Annotated in this window: 15 protein-coding genes and 1 pseudogene; 9 read left to right on the top strand and 7 right to left on the bottom strand. The window is 61.3% G+C overall.

The window, feature by feature from the left end; translation table 11 throughout:
• Positions 1-2 precede the first annotated feature (2 nt).
• Entirely contained in the window at positions 3-728 is a 726-nt protein-coding gene (cysZ, locus tag PSAKL28_RS22625; RefSeq protein WP_038614657.1) for a sulfate transporter CysZ, read from the bottom strand.
• 266 nt (positions 729-994) lie between these two features.
• On the opposite strand from cysZ, the gene PSAKL28_RS22620 reads away from it, so the two are divergent.
• Both PSAKL28_RS22620 and trxB read left to right on the top strand, forming a co-directional pair.
• Positions 995-1594, top strand: a complete 600-nt coding sequence (locus tag PSAKL28_RS22620; protein ID WP_010223549.1) for a peroxiredoxin — start codon at positions 995-997, stop codon at positions 1592-1594.
• Positions 1595-1729: 135 nt separating this feature from the next.
• Positions 1730-2692, top strand: a complete 963-nt coding sequence (gene trxB, locus PSAKL28_RS22615; protein WP_038614655.1) for a thioredoxin-disulfide reductase — start codon at positions 1730-1732, stop codon at positions 2690-2692.
• Between the two features lie 118 nt (positions 2693-2810).
• Here the strand turns inward: trxB and nadC are convergent, their stop codons facing one another.
• Positions 2811-3659: a carboxylating nicotinate-nucleotide diphosphorylase gene (gene nadC, locus PSAKL28_RS22610; protein ID WP_038614654.1), complete on the bottom strand. Its 849-nt coding sequence runs from the start codon at positions 3657-3659 to the stop codon at positions 2811-2813.
• A 196-nt stretch (positions 3660-3855) separates the two neighbouring features.
• Here nadC and ampD point away from each other — a divergent pair, with 196 nt between their 5' ends.
• The 6 genes and pseudogenes from ampD (at position 3856) to PSAKL28_RS22585 (ending at position 9893) form a co-directional block, all read left to right on the top strand.
• Positions 3856-4422, top strand: coding sequence for a 1,6-anhydro-N-acetylmuramyl-L-alanine amidase AmpD (gene ampD, locus PSAKL28_RS22605; protein WP_038614652.1), 567 nt, complete (start codon positions 3856-3858; stop codon positions 4420-4422).
• Positions 4419-5252: a regulatory signaling modulator protein AmpE gene (gene ampE / locus PSAKL28_RS22600; protein WP_038614650.1), complete on the top strand. Its 834-nt coding sequence runs from the start codon at positions 4419-4421 to the stop codon at positions 5250-5252. Before ampD ends, ampE begins: the two co-directional genes overlap by 4 nt.
• A 265-nt stretch (positions 5253-5517) precedes the next feature.
• A pseudogene (locus tag PSAKL28_RS28635) lies at positions 5518-6660 on the top strand (HAMP domain-containing protein); the annotation flags it as partial.
• Between the two features lie 141 nt (positions 6661-6801).
• Positions 6802-7515 (top strand): methyl-accepting chemotaxis protein, encoded by a 714-nt coding sequence (locus PSAKL28_RS28630; protein WP_371262009.1) that lies wholly within the window; start codon positions 6802-6804, stop codon positions 7513-7515.
• 170 nt (positions 7516-7685) lie between these two features.
• Entirely contained in the window at positions 7686-8885 is a 1200-nt protein-coding gene (fabV, locus tag PSAKL28_RS22590) for an enoyl-ACP reductase FabV (RefSeq protein WP_038614648.1), read from the top strand.
• Between the two features lie 60 nt (positions 8886-8945).
• Positions 8946-9893 (top strand): alpha/beta hydrolase family protein, encoded by a 948-nt coding sequence (locus PSAKL28_RS22585; RefSeq protein WP_038614647.1) that lies wholly within the window; start codon positions 8946-8948, stop codon positions 9891-9893.
• On the opposite strand, the gene PSAKL28_RS22580 is transcribed toward PSAKL28_RS22585, so the two are convergent.
• The 4 genes from PSAKL28_RS22580 to PSAKL28_RS22565 are packed head-to-tail and all read right to left on the bottom strand — an operon-like array spanning position 9880 to position 11855.
• The gene (locus tag PSAKL28_RS22580) at positions 9880-10218 is read right to left on the bottom strand and encodes a HopJ type III effector protein (RefSeq protein ID WP_038614645.1); all 339 of its coding nucleotides are present in this window, start codon (positions 10216-10218) and stop codon (positions 9880-9882) included. The two genes, PSAKL28_RS22585 and PSAKL28_RS22580, sit on opposite strands and share 14 nt — an antisense overlap.
• Positions 10211-10507, bottom strand: a complete 297-nt coding sequence (locus PSAKL28_RS22575) for a DUF1244 domain-containing protein (RefSeq protein WP_038614644.1) — start codon at positions 10505-10507, stop codon at positions 10211-10213. The genes PSAKL28_RS22580 and PSAKL28_RS22575 overlap by 8 nt, the downstream gene beginning before the upstream one ends.
• Positions 10508-10531: 24 nt before the next feature.
• A complete protein-coding gene (folM, locus tag PSAKL28_RS22570; RefSeq protein ID WP_038614643.1) occupies positions 10532-11230 on the bottom strand; it encodes a dihydromonapterin reductase in 699 nt (232 codons plus the stop codon).
• A gap of 55 nt (positions 11231-11285) precedes the next feature.
• Positions 11286-11855 carry an antibiotic biosynthesis monooxygenase gene (locus PSAKL28_RS22565; RefSeq protein ID WP_038614642.1) on the bottom strand — a complete coding sequence of 190 codons (570 nt, stop codon included), beginning with the start codon at positions 11853-11855 and terminating at the stop codon, positions 11286-11288.
• 224 nt (positions 11856-12079) lie between these two features.
• On the opposite strand from PSAKL28_RS22565, the gene PSAKL28_RS22560 reads away from it, so the two are divergent.
• Positions 12080-13030 carry a MerR family transcriptional regulator gene (locus tag PSAKL28_RS22560; RefSeq protein ID WP_051939541.1) on the top strand — a complete coding sequence of 317 codons (951 nt, stop codon included), beginning with the start codon at positions 12080-12082 and terminating at the stop codon, positions 13028-13030.
• Here PSAKL28_RS22560 and PSAKL28_RS22555 read toward each other — a convergent pair.
• Complete coding sequence (locus PSAKL28_RS22555) at positions 13015-13632, bottom strand: hypothetical protein (protein WP_038614641.1); 618 nt, start codon at positions 13630-13632, stop codon at positions 13015-13017. The genes PSAKL28_RS22560 and PSAKL28_RS22555 overlap by 16 nt on opposite strands.
• Positions 13633-13697 lie beyond the last annotated feature (65 nt).

The following is a 13697-nucleotide window of genomic DNA, read 5'->3' as shown; positions in this document are numbered from 1 at the left end:
GGTCAGCGCTCGCGCACCCAGAACAACGTGGCGCCCGCCACCGCAGCCGGCATCATCAGGATGTTGACGAAGGGAATCATCAACGCCAGGTAGGTGATGCCGCCAAAACCCAGGCTCTGCCAGCGCTTTTCACGCAGCCAGGCGAGCATGTCCTGCCAGCTCATCTTGTGGTTGTCAGCGGGGTAGTCGATGTACTGGATGGCCATCATCCAGATGCCGAACAGCAGCCACAACGGGGCGGCGATAATGTTGATCACCGGGATCAGCGAGAGAATGAACAGCGCTAGCGCGCGAGGCAGGAAATACCCCAGCTTGCGCATTTCGCGGCCCAGGGTGCGCGGCACCATGGCCATCAGTTCGGCCCAGCTGAACGCCGGGAAGTCATCGGTGCCACGCACCACCACTTCGACCTTTTCCGCCAGAAAACCATTGAACGGCGCGGCAATGATGTTGGCGAGCATGGTGAAAGTGAAGAACACCATCAGCGCTACCAGCGCCACGAACAGCGGCCACAGCACATAATTGAGAAAACTCAGCCAGCTCGGCAGGCTGGGCATCAGCGAATCGACCCAGAGGCTGAACTGATGACCGGCAAAATAGATCAGGCCGACGAACAGCAGCAGGTTGACTGCCAGCGGCAGCAACACGAACAGGCGCAGGCTCGGGCTCAGGACCAGTTTCAGTCCTTCGCGCAGGTACTGAGGGCCAGAGAGGACAGGGGCTTGCATAGAGGACTCCGGGTAAAGGCAAACGCGCTGACCTTACCGAGTTTGAGCGGCTGACGAAAGCGCGGCGCAAGCCGGGACACGGGCTGTAACAAAAGCTCGGCAGGCTGCGAGGCATACCTTCATAGGCAAACGACCGTCGTCCCGGAAGATGAATAGAGGCGGCCTATAAGGTGGATTGTCTAAGGATATTTCCTTAATCTCTGCGGCCTCGCTAAAGTGCGCACATCTTTTCAACGCCTTCGAATTCTAATCTTCAAGGAGTTTTCATGAGCATTCTGGTCAACAAGCAAGCCCCTGATTTCGATGCGGCGGCGGTACTGGGCGACGGTTCGATCGTCGACAGCTTCAAGCTTTCTTCGCTGCGCGGCAAGTACGTCGTGCTGTTCTTCTGGCCGCTGGACTTCACCTTTGTCTGCCCGTCGGAAATCATTGCCCACAACAACCGCATGGACAAATTCCGTGAGCTGGGTGTGGAAGTGGTCGGTGTCTCGATCGACTCGCAGTTCACCCACCACGCCTGGCGCAGCACGCCGGTCGAGAAGGGCGGGATCGGCGCAGTCGAGTTCACCATGGTTGCCGACGTCAAGCACGAGATCACCCGTGCCTACGGTATCGAGCACGATGACGGCGTAGCGCTGCGTGCTTCGTTCCTGATAGACCAGCAAGGCGTGGTTCAGCATCAGGTGGTCAACAACCTGCCGCTGGGTCGTGAAGTCGACGAGATGATCCGTCTGGTCGAAGCCCTGCAGTTCACCGAACAGCACGGTGAAGTCTGCCCTGCCGGCTGGCGCCCAGGCCAGAAAGGCATGAAGGCTGACGCCAAGGGCGTTGCCGATTACCTGGCGGAAAACGCTGCCAGCCTGTAAGGCTCAGGCTTAACGATTTTCAGAACCTGCGGCCAAAAGCCTTCCCCAAGTGCTTCGCAGGTTCTTTTTTATTCCAGCCGGCGATCCCGGCGTGACGGGACTGGCCAGTGAGTGCCAGCCCGAGAGGAGTGTGACATGTCTGAAGTACGTCATTCGCGAGTGATTATCCTCGGTTCCGGCCCTGCCGGTTACAGCGCTGCGGTCTACGCTGCGCGTGCCAACCTCAAGCCGCTGCTGATCACCGGCATGCAGGCTGGCGGCCAGCTGACCACCACCACCGAAGTCGACAACTGGCCGGGCGATGCCCACGGCCTGACCGGCCCGGCGCTGATGCAACGTATGCAGGAACACGCCGAGCGCTTCGAGACTGAAGTGGTGTTCGACCACATCAACGCTGTTGACCTGGCCAGCAAGCCGTACACCCTCAAAGGCGACAGCGCCACCTACACCTGCGATGCGCTGATCATCGCCACCGGTGCCAGCGCTCGTTACCTGGGCCTGCCGTCGGAAGAAGCGTTCATGGGCAAAGGCGTTTCCGCTTGCGCCACCTGCGACGGCTTCTTCTATCGCAACAAGCCGGTGGCAGTTGTTGGTGGTGGTAACACCGCTGTTGAAGAGGCCCTGTACCTGGCCAACATCGCCAGCAAGGTCACCCTGGTGCACCGCCGCGAGACCTTCCGCGCTGAGAAGATCCTGATCGACAAGCTCAATGCCCGTGTGGCCGAAGGCAAGATCGAGCTGAAACTCAACGCTACTCTGGACGAAGTACTGGGCGACGACATGGGCGTCACCGGTGCACGCCTGAAGAACAACGACGGCAGCTTCGACGAAATCAAGGTTGACGGTGTGTTCATCGCCATCGGCCACACCCCGAACACTTCGCTGTTCGAAGGCCAGCTGACCCTCAAGGACGGCTACCTGGTGGTCAACGGCGGCCGTGACGGCAACGCCACCGCCACCAACGTTGAAGGTGTGTTTGCCGCCGGCGACGTGGCTGACCACGTTTACCGTCAGGCCATCACCTCGGCCGGTGCTGGCTGCATGGCAGCGCTGGACGTCGAGCGTTACCTGGATGGTCTGCAGAACGCTTCGTTCTGATCGATCTGATCGCGGGGCAAGCCCGCTCCCACAGAGGCGCCATATACCCTGTGGGAGCGGGCTTGCCCCGCGATGCTTTCAAAGAAAAACCGGCCTGATGGCCGGTTTTTTTGTGCCCTTAGAGGCTCAGCCGCATGGACAGATCCACCGCCTTCACATCCTTGGTCATGGCACCAATCGAGATGTAGTCCACACCGGTCTCGGCAATCACCTGCAGGGTGCTTTCGTTGACCCCGCCACTGGCTTCGAGCTTGGCCTTGCCAGCGTTCAGGCGCACGGCTTCGCGCATGTCGTCCAGGCTCAGTTCGTCGAGCATGACGATGTCGGCGCCGGCATCCAGCGCTTGCTTGAGCTCGTCGAGGCTTTCCACTTCAACCTCCACCGGCTTACCGGGGGCGATCTTGTGCGCGGCGTTGATGGCCTGGGCGATGCCACCGCTGGCGGCAATGTGGTTTTCCTTGATCAGGAAGGCATCGAACAGGCCGATGCGATGATTGTGGCAGCCGCCGCAGGTGACCGCGTACTTCTGCGCCAGACGCAGACCCGGCAGGGTCTTGCGGGTGTCGAGCAGTTTGACCTGGGTGTCGGCGACCATGTCGGCAAGGAACTGCGCGCGAGTCGCCACGCCCGAAAGCATCTGCAGGAAGTTCAGCGCACTGCGCTCGCCGGTCAGCAGTGAGCGGGCCGGGCCTTCAAGGTGAAACAACACCTGGTTGGCCTGCGCACGCTCGCCATCCTTGACCTGCCAGTGCACGGCAACCCGTGGATCGAGCTGGCGAAACACGGCGTCGACCCAGGCGGTTCCGGCGATCACGCAATCATCGCGGGTAATGATGGTGGCCTGGGCCAGGCGCTCGGCCGGGATCAGTTGAGCGGTGATGTCGCCGCTGCCGATGTCTTCAAGCAGCGCACGGCGCACGTTGGCTTCGATTTCGGCGGTCAGGTCGGCGAGGCGTAAATTCGGCATGGCAGGCTCCACAAGCTAAGTGCCCGCGATTATAGGGCAGCCGGTGTTGGCGAGTGTCTTGAATTTGGCAAATAATACGCTATGTACTTTTTTCTGCAGTCGGGCCCGGCCCGCTGGATTACCACACGTTTTAACGATGCATCCCGTCACGCCTCGGGGCATACTGGGGTCGTGCTCTTGTGCCTCAGGATCTTCTATGCAACTGGACCGCGCTACAGGCTGGTTCGCCGGTATCACCCATTGCCCTTCGCCGAATTTCAATGCCCGCGCCGAAGGTGAGGTTATCTCCCTGTTGGTGATTCACAACATCAGCCTGCCACCGGCGCAGTTTGCCACCGGCAAGGTCCAGGCGTTCTTCCAGAACCGCCTGGACCCCAGCGAACACCCCTACTTCGAAGGGATCAAGCATCTGCGCGTCTCCGCGCATTTTCTGATCGAGCGTGACGGCAAGGTCACCCAGTTTGTCTCCTGTCTGGACCGTGCCTGGCATGCCGGAGTGTCCTGCTTTGCCGGGCGCGAGGCGTGCAACGACTTCTCCATCGGTATCGAACTGGAAGGCACCGACGAGCTGCCTTTCACCGATGCTCAGTATCAGGCGCTGCAGGGCCTGACCCGGCAGATCCAGGCGGCCTGGCCGGCTATCGATGCACAGCGAATTCAAGGCCACAGCGATATCGCCCCGGGGCGCAAGACTGACCCGGGCCCGGCTTTCGACTGGCCGCGCTACCGTGCGGCCCTCAAGGACAACGAGGACAGATCATGAGTTTTCTGGTGTTGTTACTGGTGCTGTGGGTCGAGAAGTTCTCGGCACTGCGCCAGCGACTGCAACGCGATGGTTTCTTTCGCACCGAACTTGCGCGCCTGGAGCGCAACGGTAAGGGCCACCCGTGGTGGGTGTTGTCGATCCTGGTGTTGTTGCCGGTGATCGTGCTGGCTTTGCTGCTTCAGGTGCTGGAACCGGTTGCCTATGGCCTGTTGGCACTGCCGCTGCACCTGTTGGTGCTGATCTACAGCCTGGGACGAGGTGATGTAAAAGCTTCCCTCGGACCATTTCGCGATGCCTGGCGACGGGGTGACGAGCAGGCCGCAGTGCATGTCGCCGAGCGCGACCTGGGCGTTAGCGGAGACGATGCCTCATCGCTGCTCGAACGGGTTCAGGGCCACTTGCTGTGGCAAGCCTACCAAAGCTTCTTTGCGGTGATTTTCTGGTATGTCCTGCTGGGACCGGCCGCGGCGCTGGCCTACCGCTTGCTCGCGCTGACTGCCGAGCATGCCCATGCTCCAGCGCTGCGCGAGCGTGCCGGGCAATTGCGCCATGCCTTTGACTGGGCACCGGTGCGGATGCTGGGGGTGAGCTTTGCGCTGGTCGGCAATTTTGTCGCGGTCAGCCGGGTGATGCTGCATGAGCTGTTGCACTGGAACATCAGTGCGCCGAGGCTGATCGCCGCCGTCGGTCATGTTGCTGGAGATATGCCCAAGGGGGCGCCAGCGGGCCCGGAGGGGCTGGTCGGGCTGGACTCGCTGTGGGAGCTGCTGCTGCGCTCGGCAGTGCTCTGGTATGCCTGTTTTGCCTTGTGGACCGTACTGGGCTGATCCCCCGGTGGCACAACTGGCTTAACCGGGTGGGAGCGGGCTTGCCCCGCGATGCGGTGTGGCTGATAGACCGCAATCGCGGGGCAAGCCCGCTCCCACCGGACAATCGCAGGTTTTTAACCTTAAGTTACAAAACCCCTTTCCGATATGCGTTATACAGGTACTGGTGATAATCATCAGTGGCCTAGTGCCATTGTGCGCGCAGAACAATAAGAATCGGAGGGGACTACCCGTGAAGAGCCTGTTGTATCCGGCCATCGCGCTGATGAATCGGTTGAGCTTCGGCATGAAATTCAGCCTGATTAGTATCCTGTTTTTCCTGCCCATGCTGGTGACCAACTTTTATCTGGTCCGCGATTCCTATGCGCAGTTTCATGCCACCCGGGTCGAGCTGCAGAGCCTTGAGCTGCTGGCCGACAGCCTGGCCTTGCGTGGCGACCTGGAAACCCTGGGCAACCTGGTGCAGATCAACGCCGTGCTTGGCCAGTCGGGTAAAGCGCAGGATGTCGAGACGCAGATCGCCAACCTTGAGCAGCAGGTGTTCAAGCGATTGGCGGGGCTGGCTGCAGTCATTGCCGATGAAGAGCAGGCCAGGGATTTTCATGCCAAGCGCGACGAAATGCTCAGCCAGCTCAAGGCGGCCCAGGCAGAGTCGTCGCTGCTGAGCAAGGTGGCTTACCTGGACAAGTTGCTGGGCCAGGCCCAGGTGCTGAGCAAAATGATTGCCAGCCAGGCCGGACTCAATCAGGACAGCGATCTGGCGATTCGCCAACTCACCGAACTGATGACCACGGTGACCCCGGAAGTCACCCAGACCCTTGGCGAAGGCCGGACAATGGGCGCCTATTCCCTGGGCCAGGGCTTTCTCAACTCCGCGGTCAGCACCCGCTTCGAGGATTTGCTGCAGCGCCTGGACAAGCTTGCTGCCAATTACGCCCTCAGGGTTCAGGATGCCTTGGCCACTGAGCCCGGGGCGCAAGCGCGTCTGGGCAGCCTGGCCGCCAGCAGCCAGGCTTCCTTGAAACAGGCCAGCGAGCTGTTCGAAGAACAGGTGGTGGTGGCCGAAACTCTCGATGCACCGTGGCCGGCGTTCTATCAACAGGTCAGTAATCTGATAGCGCAGACTTACGCACTCAACACCGCTACCGGCGAGTTTCTCGACCAGCAATTGCAACAGCGTCTGGGCGAGCACCGCTTGCACATGATCCTGCTGGTGTCTGCCCTGGCAGGCGTGTTTTTGCTGATTGTCTACCTCTACAGCGGGTTCTACGCCTCGACCCGGCATACCCTGAAAACCCTCGGTGCGGTCATGGACAAGGTTGCCGCTGGCGACATGACCGTGAATTTCCGCGCCAGCAGCCGTGATGAGCTGGGTGAATTGGGCCAGGTGTTCAACGGCACCGTGCGGCGCATTCATGACCTGATCGAGCAGGTGGGCCACACCGTGGTCGAAGTCGAGCGCCAGGCCGAACAGGTGCATGCCGTGTCGGCACGCAGCAATCAAGCGGTCAGCGGCCAGCGCGGGCAGATCGAACAGGTCGCCACTGCCATGAACCAGATGTCGGCTACCGCTCAGGAAGTAGCGCGCAGTGCAGCAGCAGCGGTCAACAGTGCCCACAGCGTCAACCAGGAAACCGTCAGCGGCCGCGGCCTGGTCGAATCCCAGCAAGGCAACATCGTGCGCCTGGCCGGCGAAATCGATCAGTCGGTGGTGGTGATCAACCAGTTGGCCAGCGACAGTCAGGCCATCAGCCGGGTGCTGGAGGTGATCAAAAGCATCGCTGAACAGACCAATCTGCTCGCCCTGAATGCGGCCATCGAGGCGGCACGGGCCGGCGAGCAGGGGCGCGGCTTTGCCGTGGTGGCCGACGAGGTCCGTACCCTGGCCAAGCGCACCCAGCACTCGACCGAAGAAATCGAACAGATGATTTCGCGCCTGCAGGGCGGTGTCGGGGCGGCGGTCAAGGCCATGGATGCCAGTCACCAGGTGGCTGCCGGCACGGTCGGGCAGTCGCAGCAGGTGCAGCAGGCGCTGGAGAACATTCTGGGTGCGGTCGGCAGCATCGTTGACCAGAACCAGCAGATTGCCGCTGCGGTGGAGCAGCAAACGGCGGTCGCGCATGACATCGACCAGAATATCGTCGAGATCAACCGCGCCGCTGAACACACCACCCAGGGTGCCCACCAGACTGAAGATGCCAGCCGCCAGCTGTCAGCCCAGGTGATGGAGCTCAAGCGCCTGATCGGCGCGTTCAGGGTCTGAGATCTGCGGTTGCTGAACTTTTCCACGCTGTGACAAAGTAGCGCCCTGAAGGATTCCAGGGAGCCGGATGTGTCGGCAACGCCGCGGGTGTAGTCTCACCCTCACAGCAACGGAACCTCGAGTCCCCGCGATTCGGCTCCCTCAGCACATTCACTGACGAGGTACAGACATTGGCCATCATCCACCCTAAAGTTCGCGGTTTTATCTGCACCACTACGCATCCGACCGGTTGCGAGCTGAACGTACGTGATCAGATCGAAGCCACCCGCAAGCAGGGCGTGCGCAAGGATGGTCCGAAGAAGGTCCTGGTGATCGGTGCCTCCAGCGGCTACGGCCTGGCGGCGCGCATCACCGCAGCGTTCGGCTTCGGTGCCGACACCCTGGGTGTGTTCTTCGAAAAGCCGGGCACCGAGACCAAGCCAGGCACCGCCGGCTGGTACAACGCCGCGGCCTTCGACAAGTTCGCCAAGGCCGAAGGCCTGTACAGCAAGTCGATCAACGGTGACGCCTTCTCCGACGAAGCACGGGCCAAGGTCATCGAGCTGATCAAGAACGAAATGGGCGGCCAGGTCGATCTGGTGATCTACTCGCTGGCTTCGCCGGTGCGCAAGCTGCCACAGACTGGCGAACTGGTGCGTTCGGCGCTCAAGCCAATCGGCCAGCCGTACAAGTCGACCGCTATCGACACCAACAAAGACACCATCATCGAGGCGTCCATCGAGCCGGCTACCGAACAGGAAATTGCCGACACCGTGACCGTCATGGGTGGCCAGGACTGGGAACTGTGGATCGATGCCCTGAACGCCGCTGGCGTACTGGCGCCACAGGCCCGCACTGTGGCTTTCAGCTACATCGGCACCGAGATCACCTGGCCGATCTACTGGCACGGCGCCCTTGGCAAGGCCAAGCAGGATCTGGACGAGACCGCCCAGCGCCTGAGCAAAAAAGTCGGCGGTAGCGCCAACGTAGCCGTGCTCAAGTCGGTGGTCACCCAGGCCAGCTCGGCCATTCCGGTAATGCCGCTGTACCTGTCGATGGTCTTCAAGATCATGCAGGAGAAGGGCGTTCACGAAGGCACCCAGGACCAACTGGACCGCATGTTCCGTGACCGCATGTACCGTGCTGACGGTGCCCCGGCACAGCTGGACGAGAAAGGCCGTCTGCGTCTGGACGACTGGGAACTGCGTGATGATGTGCAGGACGCCTGCAAGGCCATGTGGCCGCAAGTGACCACCGAGAACCTGTTCCAGCTGACCGACTACGCCGGTTACAAGAAGCAGTTCCTCAACCTGTTCGGCTTCGAGCGTGCGGATGTCGACTATGACGCCGACGTCGCCACCGACGTGAAGTTTGACTGCATCGAGCTGTAACCACACCCTCGTCGCCGCCCCTGTGTTCGCTCAGGGGTGGCGACTGTTTGAGGTTCCCCTATGAGCAGCCTCGAAACATTTCCACCGCTGCCAGCCGCCAGCAACACGGCACACGCGTTTTGTGAGCGTGCAGGCGATGGTTATCCCCTTGGCGGCTTTTGTTGGCGCCACCCGCTGCCGGACAGTACGCGTGCGGTGGTGATCATCAACGCGGCCACCTCGGTGCGCTGCAGCTATTACGCGCGTTTTGCCCAGTACCTGTTCAGCCACGGCTTCGATGTCATGACCTATGACTATCGCGGCATCGGCGAGTCGCGCCCGGCTGTCATGCGCCACTTCGAGGCGTCCTGGACGGACTGGGGGGCGCTGGATTTCGAGGCCATGCTGCAACGTGCTGCACGCGAGTTTCCCGGGCAACCCGTTGATGTCGTCGGCCACAGCTTTGGCGGTTGTGCTGCAGGGCTGGCGCCATCGTCCGCGCAGTTGCGCAGGCTGGTTACGGTCGGCGCGCAGTTCGCCTACTGGCGGGACTATGCCAGTGACAGCCGCTGGCAACTGTTTGGCAAGTGGCATGTGCTCATGCCGTTGCTGACCCGGCTGTTCGGCTATTTCCCCGGCAAGCGCCTGGGTTGGCTGGAAGACACCCCGGCAGGGGTGGTGAAGGACTGGAGCACGCTGACGGCGGCTTACGAGCTGCGCCCCAGCGGCAAGGCGCTGGTTGATTTGCCGTTTGCTCAGGTGACGGCACAGACGCTGGCGATCAGTCTGACCGACGATCCCTTTGGTACGGTCGCGGCGATCGAGCGGCTACTGGGCTACTTCAGGTCCAGCCCGCGCAGCCATTTGCGCATTGCACCTGGTGATATCGACGAAGTGCAGATCGGCCATTTCGCCTTTTTCCACAGCCGCTTTCAGGCCCGGCTCTGGCCAATTGCCCTGCAGTGGTTGCAACAGGGACAACTGGCCGACGACGTGCCGGGGCGCGTGCTGACGCTTAGCGAGCCTTGAGCGGCTGGGCGGAGAACTTCACCCCGGCCAGGCCGTGCTCGATCAGCGCGCGGATGTTGCCGTGGTCACTGCCTTCCGGGGTGGCCAGTACCGAGCGGTAGTGTTCGCCGAATGCCAGCAGCGCTTCTTCATCGCTGAGGCCTTCGAGCAGGGCCAGGCCCAGGGTCTTGCACGAACCTTCGTTCTGTCCGGCGGCGTTTTCCACGCCACCGTTGTTGAACGCCTGCGGCTGGTAGTCGTAGTTCGCGGCGATAAAGGCCAGGGTGTCGGCAAACTGATGTTCGCCGGACTTCAGGCGGGTGCGCAGGGTGTTCAGATCAGTCATTGGGCTTTCCTTTGGCGAACGCTGCTTGTTGTTCAGCGCTGGCTTCTTTCTGGTATTGGGCTTTCCACTCGGCGTAAGGCATGCCGTAGACCACTTCGCGGGCCTCATCCATGCTCAGGTCGATCTGACGCTCGTCGGCCGCGGCCTTGTACCACTTCGACAGGCAGTTGCGGCAGAAGCCGGAAAGGTTCATCAGGTCGATGTTCTGTACATCCTTGCGGCTGTCCAGGTGAGCCACCAGGCGGCGGAAGGCCGCGGCTTCGAGCTCAAGTTTCTGTTGGTCGTTCATGGTCATTCTCGTGACAAGGACAATTCAGTCTACCGCGATGCGGTTTTTCAGATGGCGGCCACCGTTGATGACCACGTTGCTGCCGGTGCTGTACTGGCTGTCGAGGAGGAACTGCACCGCCTCGATCAGCGGTTGAGCGCCAGGCTCGAATTCCAGCAAAGCTTTCTTCAGGGTTTGCTGGCGGTACGCTTCGTCGCCGCCTTCCTTGAGGATCAGCAGCCCCGGCAGGATCGCGTTGACCCTGACCACCGGCGCGTATTTTTCAGCAAAAGACAGGACCATATTCTGCAGCGCAGCCTTGGTCGCGGCATAGCCGATATGGCTCTTGCTGCCGCGCGAGGAGGTCTCGTCGCAGATGTGGATGATATCGGCCTTGGCCATCTTCAGCAGTTGCTCGCCCAGCGCCAGGTTCAGGTGGTAGGGCGCTTCGACATGCAGCTTGAACATGGTGTTGAGGTTGGCCAGGTCGTCATCGAGCCACAACGAGGCGTTGTGGATGATTGCCCGCAGGCCGTCATAGCTGGACTGCAAATGGTCGATCAGGGCCTGGCGGTCTTCTTCCCGGCACAGGTCGGCCTGGAACTGGATGATATTCGGGTGCGCAGCCTCAGGGCTTTTGCTGCGGCTGGCGCTGACCACGGTATGGCCGGCCTGCGCCAGGTTCAGGGCCAACGCCAGTCCGACTCGCTGGCTGGCTCCGGTGACAAGAATTGGGCTGTTCATGGTGGGGGCGGTCAACTTTTACAGGTTCGCTTGGATAACCCCCAGCATACCCGAACTAGGCCGGATTGCGCGCACCCTGCGGCCCGCAGCGGCGCACCGGGGCATTGAGCCAGTTGGCCAGCAGGCGGGTCGACAACGGAATGAAGAAATACACCATTAGCGGTGTCAGCCCCAGCGTACTGAGCAGAACCCGTGGTACCAGGTCCAGGGCACTGAGCCAGTGGCCGAACAACAGGTTGAACAACAGCGACACCGGAAAGAACGCCAGCCAGATTGCCACGGCTTGTTTCCAGCGCGGAGGGCGCTGCACCGGATTGCTGCCAAACCAGCCGTCCAGGCCGCTGGCGCGCAGCTCTTGCGGTTGCTCGAACAGGCCGTTGCCGCGATCCAGCCAGGCCTTGCGCGAGGCCGAGTGCTCCCAGGCCTGCATGGTCTGCTCGCTGGTGAAGCGGAAGATGATCTGAAACTCGTCACCTTGCGGCGGTGGCGCAAGGACGCCGGAGCCCAGGTAGCCGGTAAAGTCGGTGGCCAGTTGTTCGCCTTCGTGCAGCCAGCTGATCAGATCCTGATAGCGGCCTTCGGCGACACGGCGCGTCACCATCAAGGTAACGGGAGGGGTAGACATTGTGTATCTCCTGGCAACTGGGCGTGGCGGGTGGCCGGCCCATGACATGCGTCCGGGGTGGTGGACGGCATCTGCTTGCATGCAAAAAGCGGGCACGGATTATTCCCGAAATAACCTGACTCGTCAGTGCTGAGACGTTGCCAGCCCAAACAAATGCCAATGGTCGCTACCTACTGCCCGGAGTAGAATGGCCGTCATCCCTCAAGAATCGTGGTTTTCCGGCAATGTTTGAACCTGCCCAGCCTTCGTTGAATCCCGGTGATCTCGCTCATGAGGAGCTGTTCCCCATTCGCGAAGTCTCCCGTCTGACAGGTATCAACCCGGTTACCTTGCGCGCTTGGGAGCGTCGTTATGGGCTCATTCAGCCCACGCGCACCGAAAGTGGGCACCGGCTCTATTCCCAGGCCGATATCGATGAAGTCCGCAACATCCTCGGCTGGATCGAGCGGGGTGTGGCGGTCAGCAAGGTCGGCAAGATTCTCGCCCGCAGCCAGAGCGTAAAACCGCAAACTGAAGCTGTGCACAGCCAGGCGTCCCAGGACGACTTCAAGCAATGGCAGCTGCAGTTGCGCCAGGTGGTAAGAGCGTTCGATGAGCGGCGCCTGGAGCAGGTCTACGGCCAGGTGTTCAGCAGTTATCCACTGGTGGTGGCATTCCAGGACATCCTCTTGCCGGTCTGGCAGGAATTGCGTTGCACCCAGGACGCCTTCGGCCACCTCAGCGAATGGCTGTTTCTCGATGGGTTCCTGCGCGGACGGGTGTTGCAGCGTTTGCAGCTGTCTGCTGACCAGCAGGAGGTCAGGGTGGTGCTCGCGGCGATTCCCGGGCATTGCCACGAGCTGGAACTGCTGGTGACGGCCCTGTTGCTGGGCACCAGTGAAATCGGTGTGACGGTATTGGGGCTGGGCCAGCCTGTGGAAGAACTCAGCCTGGTCTGTGAGCGCATGAACCCGCATGCCCTGGTGCTGTTTTCCAATCATCCACCGGCGCAAGACCTGCCCAAGCGCCTGGCCCGTCTGGCCCTGGCACTGGAGTGTCCGTTACTGCTGGCTGGAGAGGCTGCGGACCTGGCCCAGGACAGCCTGATCGGCTCGCAGGTCGCGTGTCTGGGCAGTGAAGGGCGTTTGATGCGTCGGCGCTTGCAGCAGTACCTGGCCGGTCACCTGGACAGCTGAGGATGCAACTCCGGATGGGCCTGACGGTGGGCCTGGAGGATGTACTCGCGTAGCCGTTCGATCTCCGAGCACTTGCTCTCACTCAGGTTATAGGCGGCCAGACTCTTGCCAGTACGCCGCTGCAGGACACCGTGCAAGGCGATGGGCGCGCAATTGTCGGGGGCGAACCAGAGGTCGAAAGAGCTCGGTGGTTTGGGCTGGTCGCGGAACTCCACCAACACACCCTTGAACGAAATTTCCTTTACCCACAGGCCGGTACTCAGGCCCAGCTCGTCTTCCAGTGCTACCGGCGACTCGAGGGTCAGGCGCCATGGACGTACCATCGGGCCTTCTTCATAGATGTGCGGTGCGCCCAGCTGCAGCTGCAGGGAATGGAACTCGTCCTCGACCAGGTGCAGGGGAAAGGTCATCTGATGGTTGTCGAATTGCGCCTGCAAGGTGACCTGCTCCTGGGCAATCAGCCGGGTCAGCAGGTCCTTGATTTCGCTGCCGCCATTGACCATCAGGCGCGACACCGACTCAGCCGCCGAGGGCTGTGACGTGTAGTGCATGGACCTGATGAAGTCCAGCTCGTCCTGGGTCAGGAGGGCATTTGCTTGCATGGTCGAACTCGAAAATGTCAGTTGTGAATGCAATTCTTCACCGTCATGGACAGCCAAACGGCGGT

Source organism: Pseudomonas alkylphenolica (assembly GCF_000746525.1).
Classification (GTDB): Bacteria; Pseudomonadota; Gammaproteobacteria; order Pseudomonadales; family Pseudomonadaceae; genus Aquipseudomonas; species Aquipseudomonas alkylphenolica.
This window is presented reverse-complemented; position numbering and strand designations above follow the sequence as displayed.